The 14,072-nt window shown below is 54.7% G+C and carries 15 protein-coding genes and 1 tRNA gene; 14 read left to right on the top strand and 2 right to left on the bottom strand.

All coding sequences use genetic code 11. The annotated features are described in order from the left end of the window. Positions 1–147: 147 nt before the first annotated feature. The 14 genes from B0W44_RS16140 to B0W44_RS16075 all read left to right on the top strand — a co-directional run bounded on the left by B0W44_RS16140 (position 148) and on the right by B0W44_RS16075 (position 13,080). The gene (locus tag B0W44_RS16140) at positions 148–1,371 is read left to right on the top strand and encodes an ATP phosphoribosyltransferase regulatory subunit (protein WP_077720908.1); all 1,224 of its coding nucleotides are present in this window, start codon (positions 148–150) and stop codon (positions 1,369–1,371) included. Next, a complete protein-coding gene (gene hisG / locus B0W44_RS16135; RefSeq protein ID WP_077720907.1) occupies positions 1,368–2,036 on the top strand; it encodes an ATP phosphoribosyltransferase in 669 nt (222 codons plus the stop codon). The genes B0W44_RS16140 and hisG overlap by 4 nt, the downstream gene beginning before the upstream one ends. Beyond that, the gene (gene hisD / locus B0W44_RS16130; RefSeq protein WP_077720906.1) at positions 2,014–3,309 is read left to right on the top strand and encodes a histidinol dehydrogenase; all 1,296 of its coding nucleotides are present in this window, start codon (positions 2,014–2,016) and stop codon (positions 3,307–3,309) included. Before hisG ends, hisD begins: the two co-directional genes overlap by 23 nt. Next, positions 3,302–3,904, top strand: coding sequence for an imidazoleglycerol-phosphate dehydratase HisB (gene hisB, locus B0W44_RS16125; protein WP_077720905.1), 603 nt, complete (start codon positions 3,302–3,304; stop codon positions 3,902–3,904). Before hisD ends, hisB begins: the two co-directional genes overlap by 8 nt. Position 3,905: 1 nt before the next feature. Beyond that, positions 3,906–4,520 (top strand): imidazole glycerol phosphate synthase subunit HisH, encoded by a 615-nt coding sequence (gene hisH, locus B0W44_RS16120; RefSeq protein ID WP_228441277.1) that lies wholly within the window; start codon positions 3,906–3,908, stop codon positions 4,518–4,520. Continuing rightward, the gene (gene hisA / locus B0W44_RS16115) at positions 4,520–5,275 is read left to right on the top strand and encodes a 1-(5-phosphoribosyl)-5-[(5-phosphoribosylamino)methylideneamino]imidazole-4-carboxamide isomerase (RefSeq protein WP_077720903.1); all 756 of its coding nucleotides are present in this window, start codon (positions 4,520–4,522) and stop codon (positions 5,273–5,275) included. Before hisH ends, hisA begins: the two co-directional genes overlap by 1 nt. 171 nt (positions 5,276–5,446) lie before the next feature. Next, a complete protein-coding gene (gene hisF / locus B0W44_RS16110; RefSeq protein ID WP_077720902.1) occupies positions 5,447–6,208 on the top strand; it encodes an imidazole glycerol phosphate synthase subunit HisF in 762 nt (253 codons plus the stop codon). Next, complete coding sequence (gene hisIE / locus B0W44_RS16105) at positions 6,202–6,840, top strand: bifunctional phosphoribosyl-AMP cyclohydrolase/phosphoribosyl-ATP diphosphatase HisIE (protein ID WP_077720901.1); 639 nt, start codon at positions 6,202–6,204, stop codon at positions 6,838–6,840. The genes hisF and hisIE overlap by 7 nt, the downstream gene beginning before the upstream one ends. Positions 6,841–6,907: 67 nt before the next feature. Beyond that, entirely contained in the window at positions 6,908–7,861 is a 954-nt protein-coding gene (locus B0W44_RS16100; RefSeq protein WP_077720900.1) for a ribose-phosphate diphosphokinase, read from the top strand. Between the two features lie 91 nt (positions 7,862–7,952). Next, positions 7,953–9,677 (top strand): DUF6584 family protein, encoded by a 1,725-nt coding sequence (locus tag B0W44_RS16095; RefSeq protein ID WP_077720899.1) that lies wholly within the window; start codon positions 7,953–7,955, stop codon positions 9,675–9,677. 183 nt (positions 9,678–9,860) lie between these two features. Further along, on the top strand, positions 9,861–10,769 hold the full coding sequence (gene rapZ, locus B0W44_RS16090; protein WP_077720898.1) for an RNase adapter RapZ: 909 nt from the start codon (positions 9,861–9,863) through the stop codon (positions 10,767–10,769). Beyond that, positions 10,747–11,772, top strand: coding sequence for a gluconeogenesis factor YvcK family protein (locus B0W44_RS16085; RefSeq protein WP_228441273.1), 1,026 nt, complete (start codon positions 10,747–10,749; stop codon positions 11,770–11,772). The genes rapZ and B0W44_RS16085 overlap by 23 nt, the downstream gene beginning before the upstream one ends. Positions 11,773–11,815: 43 nt before the next feature. Further along, positions 11,816–12,760: a DNA-binding protein WhiA gene (whiA, locus tag B0W44_RS16080; protein ID WP_077720896.1), complete on the top strand. Its 945-nt coding sequence runs from the start codon at positions 11,816–11,818 to the stop codon at positions 12,758–12,760. Between the two features lie 53 nt (positions 12,761–12,813). Beyond that, positions 12,814–13,080: an HPr family phosphocarrier protein gene (locus B0W44_RS16075; protein ID WP_077720895.1), complete on the top strand. Its 267-nt coding sequence runs from the start codon at positions 12,814–12,816 to the stop codon at positions 13,078–13,080. A 64-nt stretch (positions 13,081–13,144) separates the two neighbouring features. On the opposite strand, the gene clpP is transcribed toward B0W44_RS16075, so the two are convergent. Together clpP and B0W44_RS16065 are read right to left on the bottom strand one after the other, a co-directional pair. Then, positions 13,145–13,738: an ATP-dependent Clp endopeptidase proteolytic subunit ClpP gene (gene clpP, locus B0W44_RS16070; RefSeq protein WP_077720894.1), complete on the bottom strand. Its 594-nt coding sequence runs from the start codon at positions 13,736–13,738 to the stop codon at positions 13,145–13,147. 256 nt (positions 13,739–13,994) lie between these two features. Then, positions 13,995–14,069, bottom strand: a tRNA-Arg gene (locus B0W44_RS16065). Positions 14,070–14,072 lie beyond the last annotated feature (3 nt).

Below are 14,072 nucleotides of genomic sequence, written 5' to 3'. Positions count from 1 at the left end.
TGATCGGTTTTTAAGAGCATCGCAACTTGCGCTTAGCTGGGTTCATTGTATTGACGGAAAAAGGGACGCGTGGTAAGATAACTGGCAACGATAAGGCGCTTTAGTTTGCTACCACACTAAAGTGTTTGTGAGTTTGGAGGCAATTGGATGAGGCGTTTGAGCCACACATCGCATCCCGGCCATGCAGCGGATGAGCCACGAGGTTTTGAAAAGCCCGTGGGTATGCGCGATTACTTGCCCGAAGCCGTGCGCAAACTGCGCTTGATTGAGGAGCGCGTCGGCCGCTTGTTTGGGCTATGGGGCTACGATGAAGTGATGACTCCGACACTGGAGTATGACGAGACGGTCGGTGGAGCGAGCTCCACGTTGAATCATAAACAGTTTAAACTGTTGGACAAACACGGCAACACCCTCGTCCTGCGCCCGGATATGACCACGCCGATTGCGCGTGTCGTCGCTTCGGTGTTGCGCCACGAACCGCTGCCCTTGCGCCTGTCTTACTGCGCCCACATATTTCGAGCCCAGGAGAACGAAGCGGGACGGAGCGCGGAATTCAAACAGATGGGTGTGGAGTTGATCGGAGACGCATCTCCCGACGGCGACGCGGAAATGCTGGCCCTGGCCATCGAGAGTTTGAAGGTCTGTTCAGTCGAACCGTTTCAGTTGGCCATCGGGCATGTCGGTTTTTTAAACGCCTTTCTGCGACATTGTATTGGGGACGACAAGGCGATTGAACAGCTCAAAAGCTATTTGAACGACTACGACTATGTCGGTTATCGCGAAGCGGTGGCACAGTTGTCTCTCGGCGGCGATGCCAAGCGGCGGCTCAACGAGCTCCTCGCGTGGCGGGGCGGAAAGGCGCTGTTACAGGAGAGGATGGCTGAAGCGGCATCGGTCGAGGAACGAGAGGCCCTCGATCATTTGCGCAAAGTGTGGGAGGCGCTGGACGTTTACGGTGTGACCCCGTTTGTCACGTTAGATCTGAGCATGATTGGCAAGATGAACTACTATACGGGAATATACTTTGAAGGGTACGCAGAGGACCACGGCTTTCCCTTGTTAAGTGGTGGCCGGTACGACGCGCTGCTCGCCCGGTTCGGCCGGTCCGCAGCAGCCGTCGGCTTTCAGTTGAAGGTGGATCGCGTGCTGGACGTAAGCCCTTTGACCGAGGATCAGAAGGAGCACGTGCTCATCGTGTACGACCCTTCCGAGAGGTTCGAGGCGTTGCGTTCAGCGAGGAAATGGCGGCAGAAAGGCCGTCGGGTGACCATGCAAGTGGGGTCAGAGCTGGAAAAGGCGGATGTCGAAAAGCTGAGTGAACGGTACGACGAGGTGGTTTGTGTGGAGGGCGGATCGGGGGGAGACGGATGAGTGACAAGCAGCAAATGTTGACAGTGGCGATGCCGAAAGGGCGTATCTTCAGTGAGACGGTCGAACTTTTCCGCTCAGCCGGCATTCCGCTTCCCGCCGACTTCTCTGAGTCGTCGCGGAAGCTGATTATCCCGCTTGAGGAGGCGGGTTTCACCTTTTTCTTGGCCAAACCGACGGACGTGCCGACGTACGTGGAATACGGTGTCGCGGACATCGGCATCGTCGGCAAAGATGTGTTGATGGAAGAAGAGCGCAACGTGTACGAATTGTTGGATCTGTCTATTGGACAATGTCGCATGTGTGTCGCCGGCCCTCCGCACACTTTAGGTGATCCGTTTTCCCGCGTGGCGACGAAATACCCCCGCACAGCTTCCCGCTATTTCCGCGGGCAGGGCCAGCAGGTGGAAGTCATTAAGCTGAACGGTTCGGTGGAGCTGGCCCCGCTCATCGGGTTGGCGGAGAGAATTGTGGACATTGTCTCTACGGGACGGACGCTGAAGGAAAACGGCTTAGTCGAAGAGGAGACGATCACGACCATCACGTCGCGTCTCATCGCCAACCGGGCCAGTTACCGGATGAAGGCCGAAAGGATCGACCAGTTGTGCCGGCAAGTGAGAGAGGTCGTAGAGGGGAGCGAGCAATATGATACGGCGGTTGACAAGTGACACGCTGGACACGCGGCGGCAAACCGAAGTTGGGACACCCGAACAGCGGGAGCGTGTCACCCACATATTGCACACAGTCAAGCACGAAGGCGATGCTGCACTGTTCCGATGGACGGAAACCTTCGACGGTGTGGCGTTGGATCGCGATCGGTTACGCGTCCAAGGGGAGGAAGTGAAGCGGGCCTACGCGGAGACGTCTGAGGAATTCGTGACAGCTCTCCGCGGGGCAGCGGAGCGGATCCGGGTGTTTCACGAACGGCAAAGGCGAACGTCCTGGTGGGAGGCCAAAGACGACGGAACGATTCTCGGACAGCGCTATCTTCCCCTCGCGTCTGTCGGCATTTACGTCCCTGGGGGACGGGCGGCCTACCCGTCTTCTGTCTTGATGAACGCCATCCCGGCCAAGGTGGCGGGTGTGGAACGGATTACCATGGTGACGCCGCCGGAAAAAGGCGGTTCCGTCCATCCTGCCATCTTGGTGGCTGCCGACATTGCCGGCGTGACAGAAATATACAAGGTGGGCGGGGCTCAAGCGGTGGCGGCCCTCGCTTACGGCACGGAATCGATACCGCGGGTGGATAAAATTGTCGGGCCCGGCAATATTTATGTCGCTTTGGCGAAGCAGTCTGTTTTTGGACTGGTGGACATCGATATGATCGCCGGTCCGAGTGAAATTGTCGTGTTAGCGGACGAAACGGCAGATCCGGCATTCGTCGCGGCGGACCTTCTGTCCCAAGCCGAACACGACCCTCTTGCCTCAGCTGTACTGGTGACGACGTCGACGGCATTGGCCGACGCCGTAGAAGAAGAACTCAAGCGGCAGTGTCAGCGCTTGTCCCGTGCCGACATTGCCGCCCAGTCGCTGAGGGACTACGGAGCGATTTGCGTTACAGACTGTTTGGGCGAAGGCATTGACGTCGTCAATCGCCTGGCACCGGAGCATTTAGAATTGATGGTGGAAGACCCGTGGGGTGTGTTGGGGCGCATTACACATGCGGGTGCGGTTTTCATCGGGCCGTACAGTCCGGAACCGGTAGGAGATTACTGGGCGGGGCCGAATCACATCTTGCCGACGAACGGAACGGCCCGCTTTGCGTCACCCCTTAGTGTGGATGACTTTGTGAAGCGGTCCAGCTTGATCGCCTACAGTCGCCAAGCGTTGGAGCGCGACGCCGAGCGCATCGTCACACTGGCTGAAAGTGAAGGACTCGGGGGACATGCGGAAGCGATTCGCATCCGCTTAGACAGGAGAGAGGGTGAATCCGATGAATGACAGTGAAAGACAGCGGGTGGCCACCGTTAGCCGCAAGACCGGTGAAACAGATATTCACCTGACATTAAAACTGGACGGCCGCGGAAAAACAGAGTTGAATACGGGTGTGCCGTTCTTGTCGCACATGCTCGACCTGTTTGCCAAACACGGCCATTTCGACCTGACGGTGGCGGCGCGCGGTGACACGGACGTGGACGACCATCACACGAGTGAAGATATCGCCATTTGCTTGGGACAGGCGATCAACCGAGCACTGGGGGACAAAAAGGGCATCCGCCGGTACGGCCAGGCGGTGATCCCGATGGACGAATCCCTCGGACAAGTCGTTATCGACTTGAGCAACCGGCCTCACTTGGAATACCGCGTCCAACTGCCGGCCCAACGCGTAGGCACATTCGACACGGAACTCGTGCACGAATTTTTCTGGAAGCTGGCGTTAGAGGCGCGGTGCAATTTGCACGTCATGTTGCATTACGGCATGAACACACACCACATGGTCGAAGCGTTGTTTAAAGCGTTAGGGCGTGCGCTGGATGAAGCCGTCGAGATCGACCCCCGCGTCAAAGGCGTCCCGTCGTCAAAAGGGGTGCTCTAGGGTGATTACAATCGTCGATTACGGCAGGGGAAATTTGTACAGTGTGCAGAAGGCGCTGGAGCGGCTGAAGTTCAGCGCGCGGATCAGTGCCGACCCGCAGGACCTTTTGGACAGCGACGGCGTCATCCTGCCGGGAGTTGGTGCGTTCGGCGACGCGATGTTGCAGTTGCGCAAAGCTGGTCTAGATGAAACGCTTTGGGAGCTGTCTAAACGCGGCACCCCCCTCCTGGGCATTTGCCTCGGCATGCAGTTGTTGTTTACGGAGAGTGAGGAAAACGGGTTACACCGCGGTCTCAACTTGTTGCCGGGCACAGTGCGCCGTTTGCCGCAAGGTGTGAAAATTCCGCACGTAGGGTGGAATGAACTGCGCTTTGTCCAACCGCACCCGCTGTTTTACGGGTTGAATGAGGGACACGTGTACTTTGTCCACTCCTACTACGCGGAAGTGGCGAATCAGGAAGACTTGCTGGCGACGACCGATTACGGCGGGAACATCGCGGCCTTAGTTGGCCGCCACTCAGTGTTCGGCATGCAGTTTCACCCGGAAAAAAGCGGAGACCTCGGCTTACAACTGCTGCAAAATTTCGCACGCATGTGTGAAAAGGAGACGGTGTAGTGTTTACGTTGTACCCAGCCATTGACTTGCGCGGAGGACAGTGCGTCCGCTTGCGGCAAGGCGATTACAACCAGGAGACAGTTTACGGAAAAGACCCTGTGGAAGTGGCGCAGCGCTGGGAGGAGAGCGGCGCAGAGTGGCTGCACCTCGTCGATTTGGACGCCGCGCGGACCGGGGAACCCGTGAACATGCCCTCGATTCAAGCCATCGTTCAGGCCGTGAATATTCCGGTGCAGGTAGGTGGCGGCATCCGCAGCCATGAGCGGATCGAGGAGCTGCTGCAGTTAGGGGTGGAGCGGTTAATCCTCGGGTCGGCGGCCGTGGAAAACGTCGAGCTCGTGAAAGAGGCCCTCGCCGCTTACGGCGAGCGGATCGCCATTGGCCTCGATGCGAAAGACGGATATGTCGCCACACACGGCTGGCTGGAGACGTCAGAGGTGAAGGCCGAAGTGCTGGCCAGAGAGCTTGTGGAAGTAGGAGCGAGAACGTTTATTTTTACCGACATTGCCCGGGACGGAACACTGTCCGGTCCGAACGTCGACGCCGTTCGCCGCTTGGCTGTGACGAGCGGCGCTAATGTGATTGCGTCGGGGGGAGTCAGCCGGTTAGAGGACATTGTTCAGCTTGCTCAACACGAAGGCGACGGCGTTACCGGCGCCGTCGTCGGCCGCGCCCTGTACACGGGGGACGTCGTGTTGCAGGACGCTCTCCGGGCAGTTGCGTCGAACGTACGGGATGATACGCGAAATAGTTGATGCACACGTGATGCCAGCGAGAAACGGGTTGCTTAAAGCGTCTGTCTCGCATCGGCGACACGTGGAGCGTCCGTTTCCAGTGTTCCGTCGTAAGGCGTGTTTCTCCCTGTGGGGACTGGAAAAGGACAGTAACGCTATCTCAGCTAAATGGTCGTTCGGAGGATGACTGATATGTTAACAAAGCGCATAATTCCGTGCCTGGACGTCAAAGACGGCCGTGTCGTCAAAGGGGTGTCGTTTGTCAACTTGCGCGACGCCGGTGATCCGGTGGAACTGGCCGATGTGTACGACCGGGAGGGGGCGGACGAACTCGTGTTTTTGGACATTTCCGCTTCCCACGAAGGCCGGGAGACGATGGTCGACGTCGTCCGCGAGACTGCCGCAAGCGTTCGGATTCCGTTTACCGTCGGCGGCGGCATTTCATCCACGGATGACATGCAGCGTTTACTCCGTGCCGGAGCGGACAAAATATCCGTCAACACGGCAGCTGTACTAAATCCAGAACTGGTTGAGGAAGGTGCGCGGGCATTCGGCAGCCAGTGTATCGTCGTCGCCATCGATGCCCGGTACGAACCGGCGCAACAAGACTGGTACGTCTACACACACGGCGGGCGAAAAGCGACGGGCCTCCTCGCTCGGGAGTGGGCGAAAAAAGTTGCGGAACTCGGAGCGGGAGAAATATTGTTGACCAGTATGGATCAAGACGGTCGCAAAAACGGTTACGACCTCGAACTGACGCAGGAACTGGCGACAGCTGTAGACATCCCGGTCATCGCTTCCGGCGGGGCGGGCAACAGCCAGCATTTCGTCGACGTTTTCACAGTGGGGAAAGCGGACGCCGCGCTGGCTGCATCCATTTTTCATTACAAAGAAGTGACGATTCGTGAAGTGAAAGAACATCTTCAGAAGGAAGGGGTACCGGTGCGATGGTAATCTCCCAGTTTGACACATCCGGGATTCAGTTCAATGAGAACGGGCTCGTCCCCGTTATTGTACAAGACGCCCAGAGCAAGACCGTCCTCACCCTCGCTTACATGAACGAAGAAGCGCTGAAACGCACCGTCGAGACGGGGGAGACGTGGTTCTGGAGTCGTTCGCGTCAGGAACTGTGGCACAAAGGTGCCACGTCTGGACATACGCAGCAAGTTGTGTCGCTCGCCTACGACTGTGACCGGGATGCGCTGCTCGTCCAAGTAAATCCAGACGGTCCCGCGTGCCACACGGGAGCTTTTTCCTGCTTCAGTGAAAAGGGGAACAAAACGCAAACACAATCGGATCGATTGGCGGTCATACGCGACCTGGAAGCGTTAATCGCCAAAAGGGACGCGGAACGTCCGGAAGGGGCCTACACGACCTATTTGTTTGAAGAAGGCGTGGACAAAATTTTAAAGAAAGTGGGGGAAGAGGCGAGTGAAGTGATCATCGCCGCGAAAAACCGGTCAGCTTCTGAATTGCAGCACGAGGTCGCTGACCTCTTGTTCCACTTGCTCGTGTTGTTGCAGGAACAAAAACTGCCGCTCGACAACGTGTTAAAGGAGTTGCAGAATCGTCAAAAGGACCGGTGAGGAAGGAGCGGCGGACATGCTATAATCGAGTAAGGGGAAGAACAGGATAAAGCGGAGGCGACACATAGTGAAAAACGAGAGCATGAAACTGTTTGCCGGTTCTTCCAATCCTAAGCTGACCCGTCAAGTGGCACGCGTATTGGGAATCAAACCGGGCAACGTTCAACTCAGCCGATTTAAGAGCGGTGAAATTTACGTTCACTACGAAGAAAGTGTCCGTAATCGAGACGTGTACTTGCTGCAGTCTTTTTCACCCCCCGTAAATGAACATTTCGTCGAACTTTTGGTGATGGCAGATGCGGCGCGCCGGGCATCGGCTCGTACAGTAAACGCTATCATACCGTATTACGGGTACGCCCGTCAGGAGAAGAAAGACGCCCCCCGCGAACCGATTTCGGCCAAAATGGTGGCGGACGTGTTGACGACTGTCGGCATCAACCGCGTCGTGACCCTCGATTTACACGCTCCAGCTATTCAAGGGTTCTTCAACATTCCCGTGGATCATTTGACTGCCCTCGACATCATTACCGAGTACTTGGAGGCCCAGCGGATCGACGACCCTGTCATCGTCTCCCCGGATGCTGGACGGGCCAAGACGGCTGAAAAGCTGGCGACGATGATCGACGCTCCTTTTGCGATCATGATTAAACGGCGTCCAGCCCATAACGAAGCGAAAGTAACACACATCATCGGGGAAGTGGAAGGTCGGACGCCGATCATCATCGAGGACATGATCGATACAGGCGGGACGATTGTGAACGTGGTGGAGGGACTGAAGGAAAAAGGAGCTCGTGACGCCTACGTTTGTGCGACCCACCCGGTTTTTTCCGCGGACGCCGTGAAGCGCTTGGATCACCCGGCGATTCGCCAGCTCGTGATCACGGACACATTGCCCGTGCCTGAAACCCTTTCGCCGCGGTTTAAAGTTTTGTCAGTCGCCCCCCTTATCGCCGAAGGGATCAAAATTGTACAGTTTGGCGGTTCCATCAGCACGCTTTTTCGGACAGGATCGGGTAGTTAGACGGAAAAAGGTGTGATATACTGTTGGCCATAGGAACGGATTTAATACGCTGACAGCACATGTGTGTGTCGACACTGGAGGATAGCCCTCAATGCCGGAGCATGTAAACAATGTCATCTCTCTATCCATGGATGCCAACTTCTTTTTTGAGCGAGCCATTCAGTCGCTGGAGAAAAACCACTACGAAAAAGCTTTGAAATACTTTCGGCTGGCAGTGGAGAAAGAACCGAACAATCCGGTGAACTACTGCAACTTGGCCGGAGTGCTTTCGGAGATGGGACGATTCGAGGAGTCAAACGAAGTGTTGCGTCACGTCACCGAAAAGGTTGCGCCTGATTTGGCCGAATGTTACTTTTACATGGCGAACAACGCCGCGAACATGGAACGCTTTGAAGAGGCGGAACAATATATTTTGCGTTACCTGCAGGCAGACCCCGAAGGTGAGTTCGCAGAGGAAGCGGATGAAATGTTACACATGTTGGCAGTTGAATTGGGGCGTCGCCCGCTGACGGTTGAAGACGTTCCTTACGCAGAATGGCAAGAGGAACTGGACCGGGCTCAAATGCTCTTGGAGAACGGACAGTTTTCGGCGGCCCGGCGCCTGTTGAGCGAACTAGTCCATCAATATCCGGACTGTCTGCCGGCTCGCAACCATTTGGCTTTGGCTTACTACTACTGCGGTCAAATAGATCAAGCCTTGGAGACAGTATACGAGCTGTTGGAGGAACATCCAGGCGATTTTCACGCACTGTGCAATTTGGCCGTGTTTTTCTTCCGCTTGGGCGAAACGGAAAAACTGGGTCACTTACTGGCGGGATTGAAGAAGTGTTTTCCGCTGCAAAGAGAGCACGTGTTGAAACTCGGCACGACTCTCGGTACGCTAGGGGAGCACGAAGCGGCGTACAACACATTTCAGCGCTTGTTGCGGTGGGAACCTGGCGCGGATGCCGCCCTGCTTCACCACGCGGCAACCGCCGCCTTCAACACGGGGCGGCTGGATGAGGCCGAGCGCCTTTGGAAACAGGCCGAACGGATCGACGGGGAGTCGGGCGTTCCGACGTTTTACTTGAATCAACTGTCTGAATGGCGTGAAAATCCCCCGGTCATCGGCTACCACTATCGCCTCCCGTTTGGTGAACAGTTTCGCCAACTGGAGAGAGAACCGTCACTGATCCCCGATCAGCTGCGCCACGATCCGGTGATTCGCGCCGCCTTTTTCTGGGCTCTCGTTCACGGCGATCGGGAGACAAAGCTGCAGGTCATTCAGGCTATCGGCTATATAGGGGATGAAGATGCAGAGCGTGCATTGCGCGATTTTCTGCTCCGAAAGGACGAAGACGACGATTTAAAACGTGTGGCGCTGTTCGTCTTGCGGCAAATGAAAGCGAAGGGCCCCTTCACTGTCTGGCTGAACCGCCGGAAACTGTCTGTCAACACGGCCGACCTTCGGGAAGAACTCCCAGTATGGCGCCGCCCGTGGCAATTGGTTCTCGATAAAGTTCTGACCTCGATGAAGGGCGACTATGACATCATTCAACAGTACGATGTGCAATCGCTGTGGTTCGAGTTTTTGCGCAAATCGTACCCGAACGTCCCGTCCATTCGCAAAGCGGAAGGGTGGGCTGCTGCCCTTGAGTACTTTGTGGCAAAAATGTACGGCATGGCTGTGACCCAGCATGAGGTAGCGCGGAAGTACAGTGTTTCCCCTGGGACGATTGGAAGGCATGTGCGGGAAATTGAAACGGTATGTGGTGTCATTCGGCGCATGAATGAAGGTGTATGGCTCCCCTTCTTTCGGACGGACGAAAAAGACTAGATGTTACGAAGTTTTAACTCTGCTGTAACATGGGCGCAATAAAGCTCATGTATAATAGTGGGGAACGTAAGAGACCCCCTTTCATATAGATTGGATGCAGAAGCACAGGTCGCCCCTTGTGCTTCCTTTTTTTGTGCAAAATGTCACAATCCCCTCTTTCATCCTAAGCAGAGATAGGGTAAGATGAATAAAGTGACACTGATCGGTGGGTGGTTCGTCAAAGTGGAAAGGGAGATTAATTTTCTGATTATTACCGGCATGTCAGGTGCAGGTAAGACCGTCGCCATCCAAAGTTTGGAAGATTTAGGCTTTTTTATCGTCGACAACTTGCCCGCTCAGCTTATTCCAAAGTTTGCCGAACTGATCGAACAGTCCGGAGGAAAGGTGGGGAAAGTTGCCGTCGTGGTCGATTTGCGCGGTCGGGAGTTTTTTGATTCCCTGATCGAGTCGTTAGACGGATTGGCTGAACACCCACACATACACTACCAGGTGTTGTTTTTGGACGCCAGTGACCAAACGCTGGTGCGCCGATACAAAGAAACGCGGAGACGACACCCGCTGTCGATGAGAGGATCGCTGTTGAGCGGCATTCAACAAGAGCGCAGGATGCTGGAGGAAGTGAAGGGACGGGCTCACCAGATTATCGACACGAGCCAGCTCACCCCTGCCCAGCTGAAAGAGAAAATTGTGTCGAGATTTTCCAACGAAGAGCAAAATCGCTTGACCGTGACGTTCATGTCCTTTGGCTTTAAGTACGGTGTTCCGATCGATGCCGATCTCTTGTTTGACGTTCGCTTTTTGCCGAATCCGCACTATGTGGAATCGCTAAAACCTTTCACAGGTAAAGAACCGGAAGTGTATGAATATGTATTGAAGTGGGCTGAAACGAAACAGTTTTTGAACAAATTGGTCGATTTGCTCACTTTTCTTTTACCGCACTATCATCGCGAGGGCAAAACGCAACTCGTCGTCGGAATCGGCTGTACCGGCGGCAAACACCGATCCGTCGCCATCGCCGAATACTTGAAGACTCACTTCGAAGAACATGCGTTCACAAGAGTAAATCACCGTGATTGGGAGAAAGACCGATAATAACGAGGTGCTCCATGGAAACTGCACAACCCAGCTTGGCAAAAGAGGCAAAAGTAGTCGCGATCGGCGGGGAACGGGGTTGTCCGTCATGCTCCGCGGCCTGAAAGAGTACCCGCTACATTTGACCGCCATCGTGACAGTTGCCGACGACGGAGGAAGTTCAGGACGGCTGCGTTCAGAACTGAAAATTCCGCCGCCCGGGGACATTCGCAATGTGCTCGTTGCCTTGGCCGATACGGAGCCGCTGTTGGAGCGGATGTTACAGTACCGGTTCAAAAACGGAGATGGGCTCGCCGGGCACAATTTGGGGAACCTATTTCTTGCTGCGATGAAGGAAATAACAGGCGATTTTGTCACAGCGATCAAAGAAATGAGCCGTGTCCTGGCAGTCCGCGGACAAGTGCTGCCGGCATCGGAAGAAGATGTCGTGCTGAAGGCCGAAATGGCTGACGGGTCGGTTGTCGTCGGCGAGTCGATTATTCCGTTGCAGGGCAGTCGGATTAAACGCGTATTTTTGGACCCTCCGCGTCCCAAACCCCTTGAGGCAGCCCTCCGTGCCATAGAAGAGGCGGATGCGATCGTGATAGGCCCTGGGAGTTTGTACACGAGCATTTTACCTAATTTGCTCGTCAGCGGGATGGCAGACGCCATTCGCAAGTCTAATGCCCTTAAGATGTTCGTCTGCAATGTGATGACGCAACCGGGAGAGACGGACGGTTTCACGGCGAGTGACCACCTGAAAGCCATTCACGATCACGTCGGTGACGGGTTGTTTCACTGCGTCCTAGCCAACAACTGTGAGCCGCCCGACCCAGTGGCGAGGCAGTATCAAAAAAAAGGGGCAGTCGCCGTGCGCCTGGACTCAGATCGGATCAAACAGTACGGATACGATGTGATCGCCGACAACTTTCTCCAGTACGAAACTTACGTACGGCATGACACAGGGCGGTTGAGCCGTCGCATTGTGGAGTTGATCAGTCGAAAGCACCGCAGTCAAGTGTAACGTTCTTGGGCTGTTTTAAAGGCATGTGAAGGAAGTGATCATTGTGTCGTTTGCGTCCAAGACGAAAAAAGAGCTGACGCAAATTGAGGCTAAGCACTGTTGTAACAGAGCAGAATTGTCGGCTGTCGTCCGGATAAACGGAACCCTCAATATTCAGGGGCACCGCGTGTCGCTGGAAGTACAAACAGAGAATGCAGCCATCGCCAGGCGCATCTACCTTTTGATCAAACGACTATTTGGCATCAACAGCGAACTTCTCGTTCGGCGCAAAATGCGGCTGAAAAAAAACAACGTGTACTTAGTGCGCGTTCCCGGGCGAGGGCGCGACATTTTAAAAAGCTTACGCATCGCAGGCGAGGATGGTCAGTACAAGCCGGGCATTGACCCGTCCCTCGTTCACTCGACCTGCTGCGCACGCGCATACTTGCGCGGGGCATTTTTAGCTGGAGGGTCGGTGAACAGCCCGGAGAGCGGTTCTTACCACCTCGAACTGGCGGCGTTGTACAGGGAGCACAGCGAAGCCCTACGGCATCTGTGTAATCGGTTTGACTTGAACGCGAAGTGGATTGAGCGCAAAAACGGGTACATCGTCTACGTCAAAGAGGGAGAGAAAATTACACAGTTTCTCAATCTCATCGGTGCCCACCAGGCCCTCTTGCACTTTGAAGACGTGCGGATCGTGAAAGACATGCGCAATTCTGTCAACCGGATCGTCAACTGTGAAACGGCCAATTTAAATAAAACGATCAGCGCCGCAATGCGACAAGTGGAAAATATCCGTCTCATCGAGCGGGAAATTGGACTGGACCAGTTGTCACCCCGATTGCGGCAAGTGGCAGAATTAAGGCTTCGCCATCCGGACATGAGCTTGAAAGAGCTCGGGGAACGGCTGTCCGGCCAAAAGGTGAGCAAGTCCGGCGTTAACCACAGATTGCGAAAATTGAACCAAATTGCGGATAAATTGAGGAATGCGAGTAACAGGGCATAAAGACGTGTTATAATAACATCGATTGTTCTATATTCCCTTAGGAGGTTCGAAAAATGGCGGAAACAGCTGAACAGAATGTCGTCGTCAAATTGAAGACGGGATTGCATGCGCGCCCGGCAGCGCTGTTCGTACAGGAAGCCAACAAATACTCTTCCGAAATCTTCGTGCACAAAGGCGAGAAAAAAGTGAATGCCAAAAGCATTATGGGCATTATGAGCCTCGCCATCAGTACGAACACGGAAATCACCATTTCGGCCGAAGGCTCCGATGCCCAGGAAGCCGTTGACGCCCTTGTGGCAATGGTCAGTAAAGAAGAGTAGCCGACATAAAAAATGCAACCGATCCACTTTTAGGATCGGTTGTCTTCTATACACCTATAAGACTTTACTTCACGGGCGGGCGTTGAATAATGTCGTCGACCAGACCGTACGCCTTGGCTTCTTCTGCGCTCATGAAATGATCGCGGTCGGTATCTTTTTCGATTTTTTTCAGCGATTGTCCCGTCTGTTCTGAAAGCAGTTGGTTTAAGCGGTCGCGCAGTCGTAAGATGCGTTTGGCTCTGATCTCGATGTCTGCCGCTTGTCCCTCTGCGCCGCCGAGCGGTTGGTGAATCATGACTTCGCTGTTAGGCAGCACGAAACGCTTGCCCTTCGTTCCGGAAGAGAGCAGAAACGCTGCCATGGACGCCGCCAATCCGATACAGATGGTGCTCACGTCCGGTTTGATGTACTGCATCGTGTCGTATATGGCCATACCAGCTGTAATTGAACCGCCGGGGCTGTTGATGTACAGGGAGATGTCTTTGCTGGAGTCCTCTGCCTGTAAAAACAACAGCTGTGCCACGACTAAATTCGCCACCTGGTCGTTAATGGGGCTGCCTAAGAAAATGATCCGGTCTTTTAACAAGCGGGAATAGATGTCGTAAGCTCTCTCGCCGCGATTCGTTTGTTCTACCACTGTCGGAACTAAAGTGGTCAATGTCGTAACCTCCTCATAGTTAAGTCATTCAGTTTACGTCTTTTTATCATAACGTAAAGGTCAAAAAAGGTCAAACTCAACCCTGTATGTATTTTGCAGCAATTGTCACACTCCTTATTGTATACTACTTTTGACAGATTGATAACCTTCAAGGTAAAACACGCCCCTTTTCCCGGACGACGGGGTGGAGGAAAATCAAAAGCGCCCTGCCGACTTGTGGCAAGGCGCTGAACCCTTGGGATATTCCGTTTATAAGTGGTGCGCCTACCAGGATTCGAACCTGGGCACCTGGTTCCGGAGACCAGCGCTCTATCCCCTGAGCTATAGGCGCAGA

Origin of the sequence: Novibacillus thermophilus, from assembly GCF_002005165.1 — a bacterium.
In the GTDB taxonomy this organism is placed as follows: domain Bacteria; phylum Bacillota; class Bacilli; order Thermoactinomycetales; family Novibacillaceae; genus Novibacillus; species Novibacillus thermophilus.
This window is presented reverse-complemented; position numbering and strand designations above follow the sequence as displayed.